The sequence below is a fragment of the Methyloprofundus sedimenti genome (genome assembly GCF_002072955.1).
Lineage (GTDB): Bacteria > Pseudomonadota > Gammaproteobacteria > Methylococcales > Methylomonadaceae > Methyloprofundus > Methyloprofundus sedimenti.
On record NZ_LPUF01000001.1, the window covers coordinates 640,993 to 660,400 of the forward strand.

General features: G+C 42.0%; 16 protein-coding genes. 14 read left to right on the plus strand and 2 right to left on the minus strand.

Annotated elements, in window-relative coordinates:
- Positions 1-25 precede the first annotated feature (25 nt).
- Together AU255_RS02740 and AU255_RS02745 are read right to left on the minus strand one after the other, a co-directional pair.
- A complete protein-coding gene (locus tag AU255_RS02740) occupies positions 26-781 on the minus strand; it encodes an HvfC family RiPP maturation protein (protein ID WP_080521449.1) in 756 nt (251 codons plus the stop codon).
- Positions 762-1,613 carry an HvfB family MNIO-type RiPP peptide maturase gene (locus AU255_RS02745; protein WP_080521450.1) on the minus strand — a complete coding sequence of 284 codons (852 nt, stop codon included), beginning with the start codon at positions 1,611-1,613 and terminating at the stop codon, positions 762-764. Before AU255_RS02745 ends, AU255_RS02740 begins: the two co-directional genes overlap by 20 nt.
- A 266-nt stretch (positions 1,614-1,879) precedes the next feature.
- Here AU255_RS02745 and aroG point away from each other — a divergent pair, with 266 nt between their 5' ends.
- The 14 genes from aroG (at position 1,880) to typA (ending at position 19,381) form a co-directional block, all read left to right on the plus strand.
- Positions 1,880-2,950, plus strand: a complete 1,071-nt coding sequence (gene aroG, locus AU255_RS02750) for a 3-deoxy-7-phosphoheptulonate synthase AroG (RefSeq protein ID WP_080521451.1) — start codon at positions 1,880-1,882, stop codon at positions 2,948-2,950.
- 13 nt (positions 2,951-2,963) lie between these two features.
- The gene (gene thiS, locus AU255_RS02755) at positions 2,964-3,941 is read left to right on the plus strand and encodes a sulfur carrier protein ThiS (protein ID WP_080521452.1); all 978 of its coding nucleotides are present in this window, start codon (positions 2,964-2,966) and stop codon (positions 3,939-3,941) included.
- 63 nt (positions 3,942-4,004) lie between these two features.
- Positions 4,005-4,631: a tRNA (guanosine(46)-N7)-methyltransferase TrmB gene (gene trmB, locus AU255_RS02760; protein ID WP_233144641.1), complete on the plus strand. Its 627-nt coding sequence runs from the start codon at positions 4,005-4,007 to the stop codon at positions 4,629-4,631.
- Positions 4,632-4,739: 108 nt separating this feature from the next.
- Complete coding sequence (locus AU255_RS02765) at positions 4,740-6,680, plus strand: dynamin family protein (RefSeq protein ID WP_080521454.1); 1,941 nt, start codon at positions 4,740-4,742, stop codon at positions 6,678-6,680.
- Positions 6,681-6,881: 201 nt separating this feature from the next.
- Positions 6,882-8,231, plus strand: coding sequence for a UDP-N-acetylmuramate:L-alanyl-gamma-D-glutamyl-meso-diaminopimelate ligase (mpl, locus tag AU255_RS02770; RefSeq protein WP_080521455.1), 1,350 nt, complete (start codon positions 6,882-6,884; stop codon positions 8,229-8,231).
- Positions 8,232-8,432: 201 nt separating this feature from the next.
- A complete protein-coding gene (locus AU255_RS02775; RefSeq protein ID WP_080521456.1) occupies positions 8,433-9,419 on the plus strand; it encodes a PstS family phosphate ABC transporter substrate-binding protein in 987 nt (328 codons plus the stop codon).
- Between the two features lie 383 nt (positions 9,420-9,802).
- Positions 9,803-12,052, plus strand: a complete 2,250-nt coding sequence (locus AU255_RS02780) for an ABC transporter permease subunit (RefSeq protein ID WP_080521457.1) — start codon at positions 9,803-9,805, stop codon at positions 12,050-12,052.
- Between the two features lie 37 nt (positions 12,053-12,089).
- Positions 12,090-13,748 (plus strand): phosphate ABC transporter permease PstA, encoded by a 1,659-nt coding sequence (gene pstA / locus AU255_RS02785; RefSeq protein WP_080521458.1) that lies wholly within the window; start codon positions 12,090-12,092, stop codon positions 13,746-13,748.
- A gap of 56 nt (positions 13,749-13,804) precedes the next feature.
- Positions 13,805-14,641: a phosphate ABC transporter ATP-binding protein PstB gene (gene pstB, locus AU255_RS02790; RefSeq protein ID WP_080521459.1), complete on the plus strand. Its 837-nt coding sequence runs from the start codon at positions 13,805-13,807 to the stop codon at positions 14,639-14,641.
- 25 nt (positions 14,642-14,666) lie between these two features.
- Positions 14,667-15,383: a phosphate signaling complex protein PhoU gene (phoU, locus tag AU255_RS02795; RefSeq protein ID WP_080521460.1), complete on the plus strand. Its 717-nt coding sequence runs from the start codon at positions 14,667-14,669 to the stop codon at positions 15,381-15,383.
- A 220-nt stretch (positions 15,384-15,603) separates the two neighbouring features.
- Entirely contained in the window at positions 15,604-16,506 is a 903-nt protein-coding gene (locus AU255_RS02800) for a LysR family transcriptional regulator (protein ID WP_080521461.1), read from the plus strand.
- On the plus strand, positions 16,499-17,074 hold the full coding sequence (locus tag AU255_RS02805) for a methyltransferase domain-containing protein (RefSeq protein WP_080521462.1): 576 nt from the start codon (positions 16,499-16,501) through the stop codon (positions 17,072-17,074). Before AU255_RS02800 ends, AU255_RS02805 begins: the two co-directional genes overlap by 8 nt.
- Positions 17,075-17,094: 20 nt before the next feature.
- Complete coding sequence (locus tag AU255_RS02810; RefSeq protein ID WP_080521463.1) at positions 17,095-17,487, plus strand: rhodanese-like domain-containing protein; 393 nt, start codon at positions 17,095-17,097, stop codon at positions 17,485-17,487.
- 88 nt (positions 17,488-17,575) lie between these two features.
- Positions 17,576-19,381 carry a translational GTPase TypA gene (gene typA / locus AU255_RS02815; protein ID WP_080521464.1) on the plus strand — a complete coding sequence of 602 codons (1,806 nt, stop codon included), beginning with the start codon at positions 17,576-17,578 and terminating at the stop codon, positions 19,379-19,381.
- Positions 19,382-19,408 lie beyond the last annotated feature (27 nt).

Here is a 19,408-nt window from a genome sequence, read left to right on the forward strand (position 1 = left end):
ACGGTGGGAGGAATGCCGCTCACCCTTATGCTACTAATATAATCTGCTTATCTATAAACTGCTGTATTGCCTCGATAGCTGAGTCGTGTAATGCTGCGTTCTGATTATCAGGCAGAACTGTTGTTAAGCAGTTGGCGATACTTATGGGTTGCTGGTTTTGTAGGGTCTGCAATAGATAAAAGCTCATGGCAGCAAGTTCAATGAATCTTACTGTATCTTCCTGATCACGGTAGACCACAAGATAGCTGGGCTGTGCGGGCGCTTGAGCGGGCAGGTAGTCGGGGGATAGTTTATGTACCGGGTAGTGATATGCTAAAGGCCAGGCCAGGGGGGAGAGGCTGATTGTTTGTGATACATCAGTTAGTTGCTGTGCCTGTGTTTCAGGCAGTTCTGCCCGGGAAATGGATAAGGCCATTTCCACCCATTCATAATGCGCAAGTTCCAGCATAAATGGGTAATCATCTGCGCTGGCGATCCTCTCCTGTTGCAGATACATAATAAATTCTTCAGGAATTTCTGAAAAATACGGTGTAGTGCTGGAGTGACGGGCAAAAAAATCCTCGGCGAGTTGCTGCCATTGTGCGTCGTTCAGGATTCTGCGTAAAACCGGGAAGTTGCTGGACAGGAAGCTTTCTACATTATTAAAGCATAGCTCGCGATACATTTGCATGCGTTCAGGCTTTATGTCTTCTGGGCAAGCCACGGTGGCAGGGTTACGGATATATGAGGTAAATTCTGCCTGTCTGGCTTTAAAGTCGACTTTATGCTGAGAGCTGTTCATTATGTGTGTGCCATGCGTTTTGTATCGATTTAATAATGCCTACTTCACGTTCAAGTTCAGCTACAGCGGGGATATTGAAGTCCCTTTCCAGCAGTGTCGGAAAAACGCCAAAGAGTTCGTAGGCTTTACCCAGCAATTGCCATACCGGGTCGATCACTGCAGCGCCGTGGGTGTCAACCAGAAAATCCTCTGCTTCAACATAGTGTCCGGCTATATGCGCATAACTGATGCGTTGCGCTGGAATCGCCTGTAAAAACTGTTCGGCATCGTAGTGATGGTTCACGCTGTTCACATAGATATTATTGATGTCTAGCAGTATGTCACAATCAGCTTCTGCAACCACGGCATTAAAAAAATCAATTTCAGCCATTTCCTGCCCCGGTGCGGCATAGTAGGAGGCATTTTCGATGGCTATTTTTTGTTGCAGAATGTCCTGTACTCGCCGTATGCGTTTAGCTACATGATGCACGGCTTCTTCTGTGAAAGGAATGGGCATTAAATCGTAGAGATGTCCTTCGTGACTGCAGTAACTTAAGTGTTCGCTATAAAACTTGATTTTATGTTGCTGCATAAAGTCTTTTAAGTCTTTGACAAATTCTTCGTCGAGCGGGTCTGTGCTGCCTATGGATAGCGATAAGCCGTGGCAGATGAAGGGATAGCGTTCAGTCATTGCAGCAAATTGTTTGCCGGGTTTTCCGCCCAGTGGCATCCAGTTTTCAGGTGCAATTTCATAAAAACTGACATTTTTGAGTGGCGCTGCCAGTGCCTGTTCAATAAAAGATCGGCGTAAACCAAGGCCGGCGTCATGTACCAGCTTTTGTGTATGTTGCATGATTTTCCCCCGGTTGTTGTGTTGGCTAGGCCGTTTTTGGAGCGGGACTATAATAAGCCTTATTCAAATATGGCGGTAGGGCGCGGCTTTAGCCCGCTTTGATACGTTTTTCTGGATATTGGCGGGTTTAAAGCCGCGCCCTACATAATTGGTTAAAATTATAGCCTTTCCTGTTTTAAAAAGGCAGGCTTATTTGTTGCTATATTTATGTGTTAAAATGCCGGATTAAATATTCTAATCGTGATAATCGTTTTTTCGTATAGCTAATGCATAGTCAATATAATACAGATAATTTAAGAATTCGAGAGACCAAAGAGGTTATGGCACCGGTGCAAACTCATGAAGAGTTACCGATAACCGAAGTGGCTGCTAAAACGACGACTGAGGCTCGTGCAGCAGTACATAATATATTAACTTCTCAGGATGATCGTTTGCTTGTCATCGTAGGGCCCTGTTCCATACATGATACCCAGGCAGCTCTTGAATATGCACAGCAACTAAAGGTGCTTCAAGAGGAGCTCAAGCAAGACTTGCATATCATTATGCGTGTTTATTTTGAAAAGCCGCGTACAACGGTGGGCTGGAAAGGATTGATTAATGATCCTGATATTGATGACAGTTTTAATATTAATAAAGGTCTGCGTGTTGCGCGCAAGTTATTACTTGATCTGAATACTCTGGGTGTGCCAGCGGCTACCGAATATCTGGATCTGATTACCCCGCAATATATTTCTGATTTGATCGCCTGGGGAGCCATTGGTGCAAGAACCACCGAGAGTCAATGCCATAGAGAGCTGGCTTCCGGCTTGTCTTGTCCTGTTGGTTTCAAAAATGCTACTGATGGCACCATTGAGATTGCCAATGATGCTATTAAGGCAGCAATGCAACCGCATCATTTCTTATCAGTGACGAATGCCGGGCATTCCGCCATTTTTTCGACCACCGGTAATGAAGATGTGCATATTATTTTGCGTGGCGGTACTGACGGGCCTAATTATGATGCGGTGAGTGTCGATAAAGTTGGTCAAAGTATGGACAAGGCAGGTTTAAAAGCGAATATCATGGTTGATTTAAGTCATGCGAATAGTTTAAAGCAATGTCAGCGACAGTTACTGGTTGCCGAAGATGTGGCTGAGCAAATAGCCGGTGGTGACCAGCGCATTATGGGGGTCATGATTGAGAGTCATTTAAAATCCGGGCGACAGGATGTCGTGCCGGGGCAACCACTGGTTTATGGGCAAAGTATTACTGATGGCTGTATAAGCTGGGCTGATACCACGATTTTGCTGAAGGATTTAGCACTTGCGGTGCAAAAAAGACGAACTGTAAAAAACTAACAGGAACGAATGAATGAATGTTTATGTAAATGGTGAAACGAAACAATACGCAGAAAAAACGACTGTGGCGGATATTGTGAGTGATTTGGGTTTAGCCAATAAACGTATTGCTGTTGAATTGAATAAAGAGATTTTACCTTTTGATCAATATGCACAAACCGGTATTAAAACGGAAGACAGACTGGAGATTGTGCAGGCGATTGGTGGTGGACAGGAGGATAGTTTTACTATTGCCGGAAAACACTATAAATCACGCTTATTGGTCGGTACGGGTAAATATAAGGATATGCAGGAAACCCAGCTAGCGATTGAAGCGAGTGGTGCTGAAATTGTAACCGTTGCTATCAGACGAACCAATATAGGCCAAAATCCGAATGAAGCTAATTTATTAGATATCATTTCCCCTGATAAATACACTATTTTACCCAATACCGCTGGTTGTTTTACTGCTGACGATGCAGTCAGAACCTGTCGTTTGGCGCGCGAGTTACTGAATGGGCATAAACTGGTTAAACTCGAAGTGCTGGCGGATCAAAAAACCTTGCTTCCTGAGATAGTCGAGACATTGGCTGCTGCTGCATTATTGGTGAAAGATGGATTTGATGTCATGGTCTATACTAATGATGATCCCATTATTGCCAAACGCCTCGAAGAGCTTGGATGCGTTGCAGTGATGCCACTTGCAGCCCCTATTGGTTCAGGTTTAGGTGTGCAAAACCCCTATAATATTCTGACTATCGTTGAAAATGCCAAGGTTCCTATTCTGGTTGATGCGGGTGTCGGTACGGCATCGGATGCTGCGGTTGCAATGGAGTTAGGGTGTGATGGTGTGTTAATGAATACTGCGATTGCCGCAGCCAGAAATCCGGTTTTAATGGCATCAGCAATGAAAAAAGGCATACAGGCTGGTCGTGAAGCCTTTTTGGCAGGTCGGATGCCGAGAAAACGGTTTGCTTCGGCTTCTTCACCTTTAGATGGTTTGATTGGGTAAGCTGTGCAAGAAGAAGGACGGGATGCGCCAAGAATAAAAAGTTTTATTCGCCGAATTGGGCGCATGACAACAGGGCAAAAGCAAGCACTGGATACTCTCTGGGAAAGATATTGTCTGGATCATGAGCTTGTGTATGATTTTGCAGTGCTATTCGGGCGTAGCGCCCCTGTTATTCTGGAAATTGGTTTTGGAAACGGTGAGAGCCTGGCGACAACCGCCGAACAAAACCCCGATAAAGACTATATTGGCATCGAGGTACACAAGCCAGGTGTCGGTAATTTATTGGCGCAACTAGAAAGAAAGGGCATTACTAATGTCCGGGTCTTTTATTATGATGCTATTGAAGTTCTGGAAAAATGTATTCCCGGGCAAAGTTTATCGGGAATACATTTATTCTTCCCTGACCCCTGGCATAAAAGAAAACATCATAAAAGACGCATTGTGCGGCCTGACTTCGTGCATTTAATTGCGCAGAAACTCATTTCAGGGGGGTATTTTCATGCGGCCACTGATTGGCAGCATTATGCCCAGCATATCTTGAAAGTTTTGACCGCAGCGGAGCAATTCTCTAATCAAAGTTCCAGTCAGGATTATTGTCCAAGGCCCGATTATCGTCCTTTAACAAAATTTGAACAAAGAGGGTTGCGCCTGGGACATGGCGTCTGGGATTTGATCTTTACGCGGCGTTAAAAAGTCAGGATGTTTTTTTTGCATTTTTTAGACTACTATTTATTCAAACTTATGTATGCAAATCAGCATTAGGCTTAATTGAATATCAGCAATAAAGGCACCAGAAGAATGGAATTTAAAACGCAGCTATATGAATATGCTCAATGGCGACATGAAGTTGCCCAGACAATTGAGATGTATCGTGAATGGTCTGATCGTTGTGGCCTAAGTAACAGAAAAAGTAGCGAGACACTATCAAATATGCTCCAGACCTTAAATGGAGAGCGTGTTACTTTGGCTTTTGCTGGTGAATTTTCTCGTGGTAAAACTGAATTGATTAATGCCCTGTTTTTTGCCGAAATGGGGGGAAGACTTTTGCCTGTGACTACTGAGCGCACTACGATGTGCCCTGCAGAGTTGTTTTATGACGCTGCTACTCCGGGTTACATGCGTTTGCTGAATATAGAGACCCGGCTTGAAGATACTTCCTTAATTGAGTACAGGGACAATTCTAGTAGCTGGAAACAAATTGATCTGGATTATGATTCTCCTGCACAGTTACAGGAAGCGTTTAAAGAATTATTTGCGGTTAAGAAGGTATCCCAGGAACATGCTAAAAATCTGGGCTTGTGGAATGAAGTTGAGGCCAGCGAGTTGGGTTTGCTTGATGCAGAGGAAGTAGAAATTCCATGCTGGCGATATGCTTTAATCAATCTCTCGCATCCTTTATTAAAACAAGGCTTATGCATTCTGGATACGCCAGGTTTAAGTGCTTTGGGAATCGAGCCTGAATTAACCTTGAATATTTTACCCGCCGCTGCGGCAATTATTTTTGTACTCGCCGCAGACAGAGGTATTACAAAAAGAGATTTTAAAGTATGGCATTACTACATTAATAATGTGCGAGGCCTCGCTAAGATTGAGATTGCCGTGGTGATGAATAAAATGGACATGCTGATGGATGAGCATTTGGATACAGCTGAGTACGATCGCTCAATTGCGGACCATGTTGACAATTCGGCTAAAATGTTAGGTTTTAATAGGCAACTTATTTTTCCTGTTTCTGCCAGGCAGGCTTTGGTGGCTAAAAATAAACATGATGTAGCGTTACTGGAAAAAAGCCATTTAGCAGGTCTTGAATCTTATCTTGCAGATAATGTTGTGTTACCTCGATATACGGCATTGAAACAAAAAATTACCCTGAACATCGATTTTTTGCTGAGTGAGTCTTTAAGTTTGAGCGAAGAAAAATATCAATATGCATTAGATCAATTAGAGGAGTTCAAGAAAATTGATTGTGATAATGCCGAAATGATGGATCATTTGTTGATTGAAACTCGTGAACGTCAACAGGCTTATTTGCTTAATGTGAAAAATTTTCAGGATAGTTATCGGTTTTTTGCAGTTCAGTCCGAGGTCTTAGTAGATTCGTTATCGAAAATCACGGTTGATGCAGTCATACAACGTAGCAAAGATGAGTTAATTCATAACCTTACTACCTATCATCTTAAGAAGAAGATTCAATTATTATTTGATGAGCTACGCGATTTATTGCAACACGCAGTTGAAGTTAATAATGAAACAGGAAACTTAACGAAAGAGATTCATAAAAAATTTGGTCATGAATATGGATTTAAAGATGTTGAGCTAAAGTTATTCAGCCTGAGTGAATATCAGTTTCAGTTAGAATGTATATTGGAAGAAGGTGAAATTTTCCGTTCCAGCGCTAAAACAACCATGACTGAACAAACAGTTGTGGTTAAAAAACTGTATAGCTTGATCATTTCTAAAGTTCGTAAAGTATTTAACCGGGCTCATCAAGATGCCAAATATTGGCGTAAAATGGTATTTTTACCTCTAATGCATCAAATTCAAGACCATAAAAAGCAAATAGATAGCCGCTTGCACATGTTGCATAAAATTAGCGGATCTAAAGAGGATGTTGCGGAAAATATTGCCTTTCTTGAGGAAAGGTTAATGTCATTAGGAAAGCAGCGCTCAGAATTACAGACGATTATTGGCGCGATAAAACTTGATGAGTATGCTGCGCTGATCCCGCGCATTGATTAGCTTGTTTGTCCAGTGCAGACGGGACTATTCGCGTGTCTCCAAAACAGAATACTGATAAAGTATTTGCTACGCATTCCTTACTATCTAGGTGTAAGCATCTTTCAGAAGCAGGCTTGTTGAGCTAAAAAAGCTTTTGCCTGCGCTAGCCTGGTCTGCATACACATCAATCTTTTAAGTTCGCACATTTAACAGGAGCGCTTTGTGCATATTCATATTTTAGGTATTTGCGGTACGTTTATGGGGGGGCTTGCCTTAATTGCCCGAGAGCTAGGGCATACGGTAAGTGGTTCCGACCAAAATGTATACCCGCCCATGAGTACTCAATTAGCTGAACAAGGTATACAGTTAATGCAAGGTTACAGTGCGGATAACCTGCAGTTTAAGCCGGATTTAGTAGTTATTGGAAACGCGATGTCGCGCGGTAACCCGGAAGTCGAAGCGGTGTTAAATCAGGGCTTAAAATATACCTCGGGTCCACAATGGCTAGCGGAATATGTATTGCAGGATAAATGGGTTTTAGCCGTTGCAGGAACCCATGGGAAGACCACTACGAGTAGTATGCTGGCCTGGATTCTGGAACATCAGGGTTTTAATCCGGGTTTTCTGATTGGCGGAATCCCTATGAACTTCGGTGTTTCAGCGCGATCAGGTGAGTCTGATTTTTTTGTGATTGAAGCGGATGAATATGATTCTGCTTTTTTTGATAAGCGTTCCAAGTTTGTCCATTACCGGCCACGCACAGCGATTTTAAATAATCTGGAATTTGATCATGCGGATATTTTTGAAGATTTAGCCGCCATTAAGCGTCAATTTCATCACCTGATCAGGACCATACCCAGTGAAGGGCTTATTATTTGCCCTGAAGCAGATAAAAATATACAGGATACCCTGGCTATGGGTTGCTGGACTCCTGTACAGCAAATCGCTATCGACCAGGATACAACATGGCAAGCGCAATTACTTGAGCAGGATGGAAGTCAATTCAGCGTTAGCTTTAATCAACAAGTCCAGGGTCAGGTTGAATGGCAATTAACCGGCTTGCATAATGTGTATAATGCTTTGGCTGCAATTGCAGCGGCACGACATATTGGCATACTACCTGGCGATGCAATCACCGCCTTAAAGAAATTTAAAAATGTGAAACGGCGTATGGAGGTGATTGCGAATATAAAGGGCGTTACCATTTATGATGATTTTGCCCATCATCCCACGGCAATCAAAATGACTCTGGAAGGTCTGCGTAAACATGTTGGCGCAGAGAAAATAATTGCTGTGCTTGAGCCGCGTTCAAATACCATGCGCATGGGTATACACCGTAAAACACTGGCTGAATCATTAGCTTTGGCAGAGCGAGTGATTATTTATCAGCCTGAAAATCTGGGCTGGGATTTATCCGAGCTAAAAGATTATGCAGATAATATTCAGTTGTGCAGCTCAATTGATGACATCATTAGTGAACTTGCTCGCGAAGTTCAGCCAAATAGCCATTTTTTGCTGATGAGTAATGGCGGTTTTGGCGGCATTTATCAGCGTTTACTCAATGAACTCTAAGTTACTGACACTATTTAGGGTGTAGGCTTTAGTCTGGGCCTGCCACCTTCCATCCTCATTTTCCCATAATGCTCTTATTGCTCATGCTTTCGCGTGGGCATAGAGAGTGAGTTCCCGCAGCGAAAATAAAGTCATGTCATAAGATTGTCATATTTCTTGTGCATAATAGACACTATATTAATCTGAAAATGAGAGTTTAAAATGAAAATGACGTCTAAAGTGAAGTCTTTAGTTGCTGTTGCTGGATTTGTTTCTGCATCTCTGGCAAGTAATGTAGCATTAGCTGTACAAACAGTTGATCCTGGCCTCGTTGAATATAAAAAAGAAAGTGGTGTTTCCGGTAATCTGTCCAGTGTTGGGTCAGATACTTTAGCAAATCTTATGACATTATGGGCTGAGGCGTTTAAACGTAATTATCCGAATGTTAATATTCAGATTCAAGCAGCGGGTTCTTCAACTGCGCCACCAGCGTTAACTGAAGCAACAGCTAATATCGGCCCTATGAGCCGTAAAATGAAAGATAAAGAGTTAGATGCTTTCGAAAAGAAATACGGGTATAAGCCTACAGCGGTTCCTGTTGCAATCGATGCTTTAGCTGTGTATGTGAATAAAGACAACCCCATTGAAGGGATGACTATTGCGCAAGTTGATGCCATTATGTCATCTACGCGTAAATGTGGCTATCCAACAGATATCTCTACCTGGGGTGAGGCTGGTTTGACAGGTAGCTGGAAAGACAAAAGCATTCAGTTATATGGTCGTAACTCAGTATCAGGAACATACGGATACTTTAAGAAAAAAGCTTTATGTAAAGGTGATTACAAAAATAATGTCAATGAGCAGCCTGGTTCAGCATCAGTTGTACAATCGGTTGCAACTTCCTTAAATGGTATTGGATATTCAGGTATCGGTTATAAAACATCGGGCGTTAAGGCTGTCGCTTTAACCAAAAATATAGGTTCGCCTTTTGTAGATGCAACACCTGAAAATGCTTTATCTGGTAAATATCCATTAGCACGTTTTTTATATATTTATGTTAACAAGAAACCTAATCAGCCTTTAGCGCCTCTAGAAAGAGAATTTATCAAAATGGTGCTTTCTAAAGAAGGTCAGCAGATTGTTATTAAAGATGGTTATATTCCTTTACCGGCTAGCGTGGTTGAGAAGAGTTTAGCTGAGCTAAATTAAACATACAACCGCATCTGTAATTGCGTGAAGTTTAGCCAATGCAAGAACAAGGAGAAACGGATTTTTAAATAAATAAGGATATTATGTGGCAGGGATGCCACTTTAATTTAGGTTTCATTTATCGTTTCTTTAACGTAATGTGTGAAAAAACTAAAAAGCCAGGATTCATGTTATGTGGTCCTGGTTTTTTTATGTCTGTATTCATGCATGGGCGCTTGCGAACTATGCAAATGCTTCAGTGACGCTTTATGTACAGAAATTAGCCTATGGAAAACCGTAAATGTGGCTGTGTAAAGTGTATAAATCCATTTCATAATTTTGTCATAATAGCCTTGTATAATAGGAGGATGATTTTTGACTCAATTTTTTCAAATACATAAACTATGCCAGCATCAAAACTTCAGATAAGCGCCACTTACCAAAAGTGGCGCAAGATAAAAGACCAAATAGCCCGCTATTGTGTTGTTGCTGGCGGTCTAGGTGTGATTGTCGCCATTGTATTAATCTTCTTCTATTTGATGTATGTGGTCTATCCGCTATTTGTCTCTGCAGAAGCGCATGAGCTACATCAGTACAAGGTACCTGAAGTATCTGCAGGTAAAACCCTTTTTCTAACCTCTGAAGAGCAGAATGAAGTTGGGGTACGTTTTACCAATCAGGGCAAGGCGGTTTTTTTTGCTGTCGATAGTGGTAAGGTCCTTAAAACGGAGTCTATCGGTGTGCCTGCAGGTGCGAGCATTACGAGTTTTGCTGTAGGCTCGGCATCTAAAGGCTTTGTAGTATACGGGCTGGATAATGGCGGGGTTATTGTAGTCAGGCATAAGTATGGCATAACGTATCCGAATAATAAGCGCTTAATTACACCGCAGTTAGAATTCCCCTTAGGAACACAAGCTCAGCAAATCGACCCGCAGGGGCAGGCTATTATTTATATTGCTTTTAGATCGAATGAGTCAGGCACAACATTTGTCGCAAAAACCGCAGATGAGCGGGTGTTATTAACAAGTTTTTTTAAAGAAGAGTCACTTTTTGCTGATGACGAGAGTATGGAACGTACTGATGTCACGCTGGATATCAGTGCTAAAAATCTTGAGTATCTGTTGTTAGATAAGGAGCAGCGGAATTTATATTTAGCAACTCATGATGGCGACTTAAGTTTGTTTGATATCAGCGATAAACAGCAGCCTGTGCTGATTCAGCATACGCATATTTTAAATGTTGGTGAGCAACTTAACAGTCTGGTTTTTTTAACCGGTGAATTGTCTTTACTGGCGGGCGACAACAAAGGCTTTGTCAGTCAGTGGAGTCTGGTGCGTGATGCAATGAATCACTATTCTTTGCAGAAATTACGCGTATTTAAGATTTCTGATCTACCCGTGATTGCAATAGATGCTGAGCAACGCCGGAAAGGATTTGTGACCGTTGATGCAGAAGGTGTTGTGGGGGTCTATCATTCTACCGCTGAAAGACAGTTGCTAAAGGTGAAAGTGACCTCCGCAGCGCCTGAATTATTAGTGATTGCGCCAAGAGCCAATGCTTTCATGCTAGAAGATAATCAGGGCATGATTCAAGTCTGGTCAGTTAAAAATGAGCACCCTGAAGTTTCGATAAAATCAATTTGGCAGGAAGTCTGGTATGAAAGCTATCCACAGCCGGCCTATATCTGGCAGTCTTCTTCATCAAGTAATGATTTTGAACCGAAGTACAGTTTAACTCCGCTGGTTTTTGGTACCTTAAAAGCCGCTTTTTATGCGATGCTGCTAGCCGTGCCTCTGGCTATTATGGGCGCTATTTATACCGCTTATTTTATGGCTGCTCCATTACGTAGAGTGGTAAAACCCAGTATCGAAATTATGGAAGCTCTGCCAACCGTTATTTTGGGTTTTCTGGCCGGACTTTGGCTGGCACCTTTTATAGAAGAACATTTAATGTCAGTTTTTAGCATATTACTGGTGTTGCCTGTCGCAGTGTTGCTATTTGCTTTTACATGGCAGTTATTGCCCGAGAAATTACGCTTGAAAGTGCCAGATGGATATGATGCCGCATTGTTAATTCCAGTTATTTTTTTAGCGACGCTCTTTGCTTATAGCATAAGCGCTCCTCTGGAAGACTGGCTGTTCAATGGCAGCATTATCGTCTGGTTTAATAACGAACTGGGTATAGGCTATGATCAACGCAATTCTCTGGTGGTTGGTATAGCCATGGGTTTTGCCGTGATTCCAACTATATTTTCCATAACCGAGGATGCTATCTTCAGTGTTCCTAAACATTTGACCGTAGGTTCTTTAGCCTTAGGTGCAACGCCCTGGCAAACCATGACTAAAGTCGTGTTGTTAACTGCGAGTCCAGGTATTTTTTCCGCAGTCATGATAGGTCTTGGGCGAGCGGTAGGCGAAACCATGATTGTATTAATGGCAACCGGAAATACCCCGGTGATGGATTTAAGCGTGTTTCAGGGTATGCGTACTTTGTCGGCTAATATTGCTGTTGAAATGCCGGAGTCTGAGGTGGATAGTACGCATTACCGCGTACTGTTTTTAGCTGCGCTGGTATTGTTCAGTTTTACCTTTGTTTTTAATACTCTGGCTGAATTAATACGCCAGCGTTTACGTGATAAATATAGCTCATTATGATGATTGATAATATAAGTTCAGTTTTAAAGGGTGCGGTATGATTCGTCAGTGGTTTAAAACAGGTGCACCGTGGGTTTGGCTAAATGCTGCTGCCGTAAGCTTAAGCTTGATTATGGTATTTGGTTTATTAATTTTGATAGCTATCCGGGGACTGGGACATTTTTGGCCTGCTCCTGTCGCTGCTTTTGAATATGTGGAAAAAGGCAGTGATCAGGCTAGCACGGTTATCGGCGAAATTGTTGAGTCCCAGGTACTCAAGCCTGAACTTGCCAAAGCAGCAGGTTATACGCCTGAACAGGCTGCAGCAGGTCTAACCCAGTATTTAATAAAAACAGGTAACCGGGATATCAGTGGCCTGGATTTTCGCTGGTTGCTGGGAAAGGATATCAAGCAAACTGATTACCCTAAGCTATTAATGGTGCTGGAACGCCGAGAATGGGGTAATTTCTATGGTTATTTAGAAAGCATTAAACAGGATGGCAAAATTGTTGCCGAGGGCGTTGACGCCTGGACTGCTTTGACAGCGCGTATGGAGCGTACGCTGGAAATTTTTGAACAAATTAAAGAAATTGAAAAGCATGATATTGGTGCGATAAATTACCAATTAGAACGATTACGTCTGAAGCAACGCAAATTTGAATTAGAAGACACGCTTGATGCACAGGCGAAACAAAGTATTGCTGTGCAGACAGCAGCGTTCGAAAAAAAATATCAGGCCTTACAAAGTCATTTAGCGGAACTAAATCAGCAAATTAAACGTGATACTCTGGTCGCTAAAGCAGCAAACGGACAGGAAGTTGAGATCGCATTAGCAAAAGTGGTGCTTTATTACCGGCCGAATGCAATGAATGTGTTGCAAAAAACAGGACATTATTTCAGTAAAGTCTGGGAATTTTTAAGTGATGATCCACGCGAAGCCAATACTGAAGGTGGGGTGTTTCCTGCCATTTTTGGGACGGTTATGATGGTTATGATCATGGCTGTTATCGTCACGCCTTTTGGTGTGGTTGCCGCCGTGTATATGCGTGAATATGCCAAGCAAGGCGTTATGACGCGTATTATCCGTATTGCAGTAAATAATCTGGCGGGTGTGCCGTCTATTGTCTATGGCGTATTTGGCTTAGGTTTTTTTGTGTATATTCTGGGTGGTAATATTGATGCTCTGTTTTTTCCGGAAGCCTTGCCCGCACCTACTTATGGTACTCCTGGTATGCTGTGGGCATCATTAACTTTGGCATTGCTTACTTTACCTGTTGTTATCGTTTCAACAGAAGAAGGCTTGTCGCGTATTCCCAAATCTATACGCGAAGGCAGTCTGGCTTTAGGGGCAACCAAGGCGGAAACATTATGGCGCACGGTTTTACCGATGGCCAGTCCGGCCATGATGACCGGTTTGATTTTAGCCGTGGCCAGAGCGGCGGGTGAGGTTGCTCCGTTAATGCTGGTGGGCGTGGTAAAATTAGCGCCGACACTGCCTCTGGATGGCAATTTTCCATTTATTCATTTAGATAGAAAATTCATGCATTTAGGCTTTCATATTTATGATGTTGGCTTTCAAAGCCCCAATGTTGAAGCTGCCAGGCCGTTGGTTTATGCCACTGCTTTGCTATTAGTCTTGGTCATTATTGGCTTGAATTTATTTGCTGTTGGCATAAGAAACCATTTACGTGAAAAATATCGAGCATTAGAAAATTAAATGCGTGACACTGCATTAACAAGAACATTAATTAAAAATATATTGAGTAATCCCCTATGAGTACAAAACCAGCACGTAGCCATGCCATCGACATGAGTGCTATAACACAAAGCAGTCATGGGCAGCAGACAATTGCTAATAAAACCAGTATTAATATCCACGATTTAAACCTGTTTTATGCTGACAAACAAGCCTTGCATAATATTAATATGCAGATACCTGAAAAACAGGTAACGGCTTATATTGGACCGAGTGGTTGTGGGAAATCAACTTTATTGCGTTGTATTAACCGCATGAATGATTTAGTAGATAGTGCCAGGATCGAAGGCAGTATTTGCATAGAAGGAGAAAATATTTATCGATCAGGCGTTGATGTTGCTGCATTACGTCGTCATGTTGGTATGGTGTTTCAAAAGCCAAACCCATTCCCCAAGTCCATATACGAAAATGTCGCTTATGGCTTGCGTATACAGGGAATTAATGACCGAAGGATCCTGGATGAAGCGGTAGAAAAGTCATTGCGTGGCGCGGCGATTTGGGATGAGGTAAAGGATCGTTTGCAGGATAATGCTTTAGGGCTGTCAGGTGGACAGCAACAACGTTTGGTGATTGCGCGCGCTATTGCAATTGAGCCGACCATTTTATTGCTGGATGAACCGTCATCTGCACTGGATCCGATTTCGTCATTAAAAGTTGAAGAACTGATTAATGAATTAAAAGCAACCTATACTATCGTTATAGTCACGCATAATATGCAGCAGGCCGCTCGTGTCTCTGATTTTACAGCGTTTATGTATATGGGGGATTTAATTGAATTTGGTGATACCAATACCATTTTTACCAACCCTGAAAAAAAGCAAACAGAAGATTATATTACCGGGCGTTACGGATAAATTACGACATTAAGCGAGCAAACAAATGGAAAAAAAACATGTAGGTCAACACATTTCTCATAAGTTTAATGAAGAAATAGAGGATATTCGCAATAAGGTTCTTATTATGGGAGGACTGGTAGAGCAACAAACAATCGATGCCGTTGAAGCTGTGGTCACCGGTAATATTGAATTAGCCGAAAATGTCGTACAAAGTGATAAAACGGTTAATGCTCTGGAGCAGGAAATAGATGAAGACTGTATGCTGATTATTGCAAAAAGACAGCCAGCTGCATTTGACTTGCGCTTATTGATTGGTATTTCCAAAACTATTACCGAGTTAGAAAGGACTGGCGATCAGGCGACACGTATAGCAGAAATGGCGTTTAAACTTGAAGACAATAATCGAGATTTATCAGACTACAGAGAATTAAAGCATTTATCAGAGTTAGTCAGACATATTTTACATGACGCACTGGATGCTTTTGCCCGCTTAGATGTTGAAAACTCAGTTGAAATTTTGACGCGAGATAAGGAAATAGATCAGGAATATGTGAGTGTTTTTCGCCAGTTAACTCTTTCAATGATGGAAGACAGCCGTAATATTAAACGTGCATTAAACATCATGAGTGTTATACGCTCTTTGGAAAGAATAGGTGATCATGCCTGTAATGTCTGTGATTATGTGATTTATGCAGTTAAAGGCGCAGATGTGCGTCATATGCCGGAAGATGAAATTAAAAAAACTGTCTTAGGAACGTAAATTTTTTTTGAAATGTACGTGACAGACTTATACATCACTGATATAGGGAACAGGTCTTTAGACTTTATTTAATAAAAGGAACTATAGAATACGCACTCTGAAATCGCCAATTTTATTTGGCAATTTTGTCGTTGATTTTTTATCCTGCCTAATATCAAGAAACCAGTGATTAGTCTATGCTATATAATGGATTCATTTTGCAACGTCTATTGGGTAGCTTATGGATAAATTAACAGCAATGAAGGTATTTGTCAGAGTTGCCAAAGCAGGTAGCTTTGTTGGTGGTGCGAAAGAAATGTCAATTTCCCGGGCAATGGCTACCAAACATATTGGACAGCTTGAAAGTCATCTGGGTGCGCGCTTATTTAACCGTACCACAAGGAGCTTAAGCTTGACTGATGTTGGTGCCGCTTATTTAAAACGTTGCCGTACCGTATTGGGCGATATTGACGAGATGGAAGATGCGGTGACGCAATTGCATACCGAGCCACGTGGGAAATTGAAAATTAGTTCTCCGCCCATTATTGGCGCATTATATATAGCACCAGCGATTTCGGAGTTTTTGGCTATCCACAATGATCTAACTGTCAATTTGGTTTTGCAAACAAATTTTGGTGACTTGGTGGATGAAGGAATTGACATTGCTATTACGTTTGGTGGTTTAGATGATACTAGTCATGTGGCAAAAAAAATAGCAAGCTCTCGGTTGGTTGTGTGTGGATCTCCTGCTTATTTTGCTGAGTATGGTAAGCCTTTGCTGCCGGAAGATCTGGAAAATCACAGTTGTTTGATTAACTGGACTTTTCCGCCGCGGAATAAATGGAAATTTAAAGGCCTGGAAGGTGAGAGAGAAATCCAGGTTCATGGACGTATGGAAACAAATGCGGCTGATCCGATACGTATCGCTGCCAAAAAAGATCTGGGGTTGGTTATGCTGCCAGAATATATTGTTGCTCGTGACATAGAAAAGGGCTATTTACAGGTTGTTTTGGATGACTATGCGATAGCACCGGTGGATATTCATGCTGTGTACCCTCATCGTAAATACCTGTCTGCGAAAGTGCGTGCATTTCTGACATTTCTTGAAGAGTGGCTAAGAACACGTTCTGCAGTACGTGAATAATCCGGTTGCCGACAAGTGGAATCGCATTTATGCCTCTGCCTCTGCTGCGTCGAATCCTGCAGCAGTGTTATCCGAGAATCTATTTTTATTACCACAAACTGGCACAGCGCTGGATTTAGCCAGTGGCCTGGGTGCCAATGCTCTGCTTTTAGCCAAGCAAGGCCTGACGACGCAGGCATGGGATATTTCAGCTGTCGCATTGTTTAAATTACAACAGCAAGCAGATGCTGAAGCCTTAGCAATAAAGACATTCACTCGTGAAATAAGCACGCAAAGTTTTTCTCCTAACTGTTTTGATGTCATCGTTGTCAGTCGATTTCTTGACCGTTCGATTTGTGATGCGATAATGGTCTGCTTGAAAATGGGTGGTTTACTGTTTTATCAGACTTATACGCAGCATAAAAAAATTGAACTAGGACCTAAAAATCCACGCTTTTTATTGGCAGAAAATGAACTACTAAGCTTATTTTCCTTGTTGAAGCTGGTTTATTATCGGGAAAACTCAGCAATAGGTGAGATACAGCAAGGTTTAAGGAATGAAGCTCTGTTCATCGGGCAAAAGGTTTAAGTATAACGAGTTATAAGTATATGATAGAGAATTTAACACCACACCAATCATGGGCTTTAATGCAGGCTAATCCAGATGCCGTGTTAATTGACGTCAGAACAAAGGTTGAGCATGATTTTGTTGGACATCCTTTGAATGCAGTTCATATACCCTGGAAAGAGGCCCCAGACTGGCAGCTAAATCCGGAATTTATTGCACAGGTCAAACGCGCTGTGAAGGATAGTTCAGTCCCTGTCTTGTTGCTGTGTCGCAGTGGTGCGCGTTCATTAGCAGCGGCAGAGGCCCTGCAGCAAGCAGGTTTTAAGCACCTGGTTAATATCCTTGATGGTTTTGAAGGCGATGTGGATAAGCATAAACATCGAGGCAATCTAGGTGGCTGGCGTTTTTCTCAATTACCCTGGGAGCAATCGTAGCAGAGCTTATTGACGTAACAAAAGAATTAAAAACTTAGATGTTTTCAAATTAGAAAACATAACATTTATTAACAATAGTACAAATAAAGTGATACAAAAACTGAGAAATATAGCAATCATTGCGCACGTTGACCATGGTAAAACAACTTTGGTTGATAAATTATTAGAGCAGTCAGGTACTTTTTCCGATCATGAAAAAACCTCTGAAAGAATGATGGATTCAAACGATCTTGAAAAAGAGCGTGGAATTACAATTCTGGCAAAAAATACTGCAATTGACTGGAATGGCTACCACATTAATATTGTGGATACACCAGGACATGCTGACTTCGGTGGTGAGGTTGAGCGTGTTTTATCCATGGTTGATTCCGTTTTGTTATTGGTTGATGCGGTTGATGGCCCTATGCCACAAACCCGTTTTGTCACTAAAAAAGCTTTTGCTTTGGGTTTAAAACCTATCGTTGTGATTAATAAAGTTGACCGTCCAGGCGCACGTCCTGACTGGGTTGTTGACCAAACTTTTGATTTGTTTGATAACTTGGGTGCCACTGATGAACAATTAGACTTCCCAATTGTCTATGCCTCTGCATTAAATGGATTTGCTGGTTTAGAAGCGGATGTATCAAGTGGCGATATGACCCCTTTATTCCAAACCATCGTTGATAAAGTGGCGCCGCCGCCTGTTGATGTTGACGCACCTTTTCAAATGCAGGTTATCACCCTGGATTATAATTCCTATGTAGGTGTTATCGGTATAGGACGTATCCAGCGCGGTAGCGTGAAGAGAAATATGCCTTTGACCTTAGTGGATATTGAAGGTAAAACGCGTAGCGGTCGTATGTTGAAAATATACGGATTCAAAGGCTTGGAACGTATTGAGGTAGATTCTGCACAGGCGGGGGATATTATTGCATTCTGTGGTATTGAAAATCTGCAAATTTCCGAGACTTTATGTCATCCTGATCATGTAGATGCGCTACCGGCATTATCAGTTGACGAGCCTACAGTGAGCATGACCTTTCAGGTTAATAATTCACCGTTTGCGGGTAAAGAAGGTAAATTTATTACCACACGTCAAATTTATGATCGATTACAAAAAGAATTGCAACACAATGTTGCTTTGCGTGTTGATCTAACTGATGATCCAGATAAATTTAAAGTGTCAGGCCGTGGTGAATTACATTTATCTGTCTTGATCGAAAATATGCGCCGTGAAGGCTTTGAGATGGGGGTTTCTCGCCCACAAGTTATTATCAGAGAAATTGACGGCGTTAAATCAGAACCCTTTGAAAATGTAACCATTGAAGTTGAAGAGCAACATCAGGGTACTATCATGGAAAAATTGGGTGACCGTAAAGGTGATCTAAAAGACATGGTTCCAGATGGTAAAGGACGTATCCGTTTAGAATATATCGTCCCTTCTCGCGGATTATTGGGATTCCAGACAGAGTTCTTAACAGCGACTTCAGGTTCTGGTTTGTTCTATCACGTATTTGATCATTATGGACCTGTAAAAGAAGGGGCTGTTGGTAGTCGTATTCGTGGAGTATTAATCTCCATGTCTAAAGGTAAAGCGGTAGATTACTCCTTATATCCTTTGCAGGCACGTGGTGAGCTATTAGTGGTAAATGGCGATGAAGTCTACGAAGGTCAATTAGTGGGGATTCATTCACGTACCAATGATTTGGTGGTTAATCCAACTAAACCTAAGCCATTAACTAACGTACGTGCATCTGGTACGGATGAAAGCTTGACCTGTGCACGAATCCAAAAAATGACTCTTGAGCAGGCGTTAGAGTTTATTAGTGATGATGAGTTAGTCGAGGTAACACCTAAATCAATTCGTCTGCGTAAAATTTTATTAACTGAAAACGAGCGTAAACGCGCGAAGTAATAATAGCATGGGGCGGGCAATGCTCGC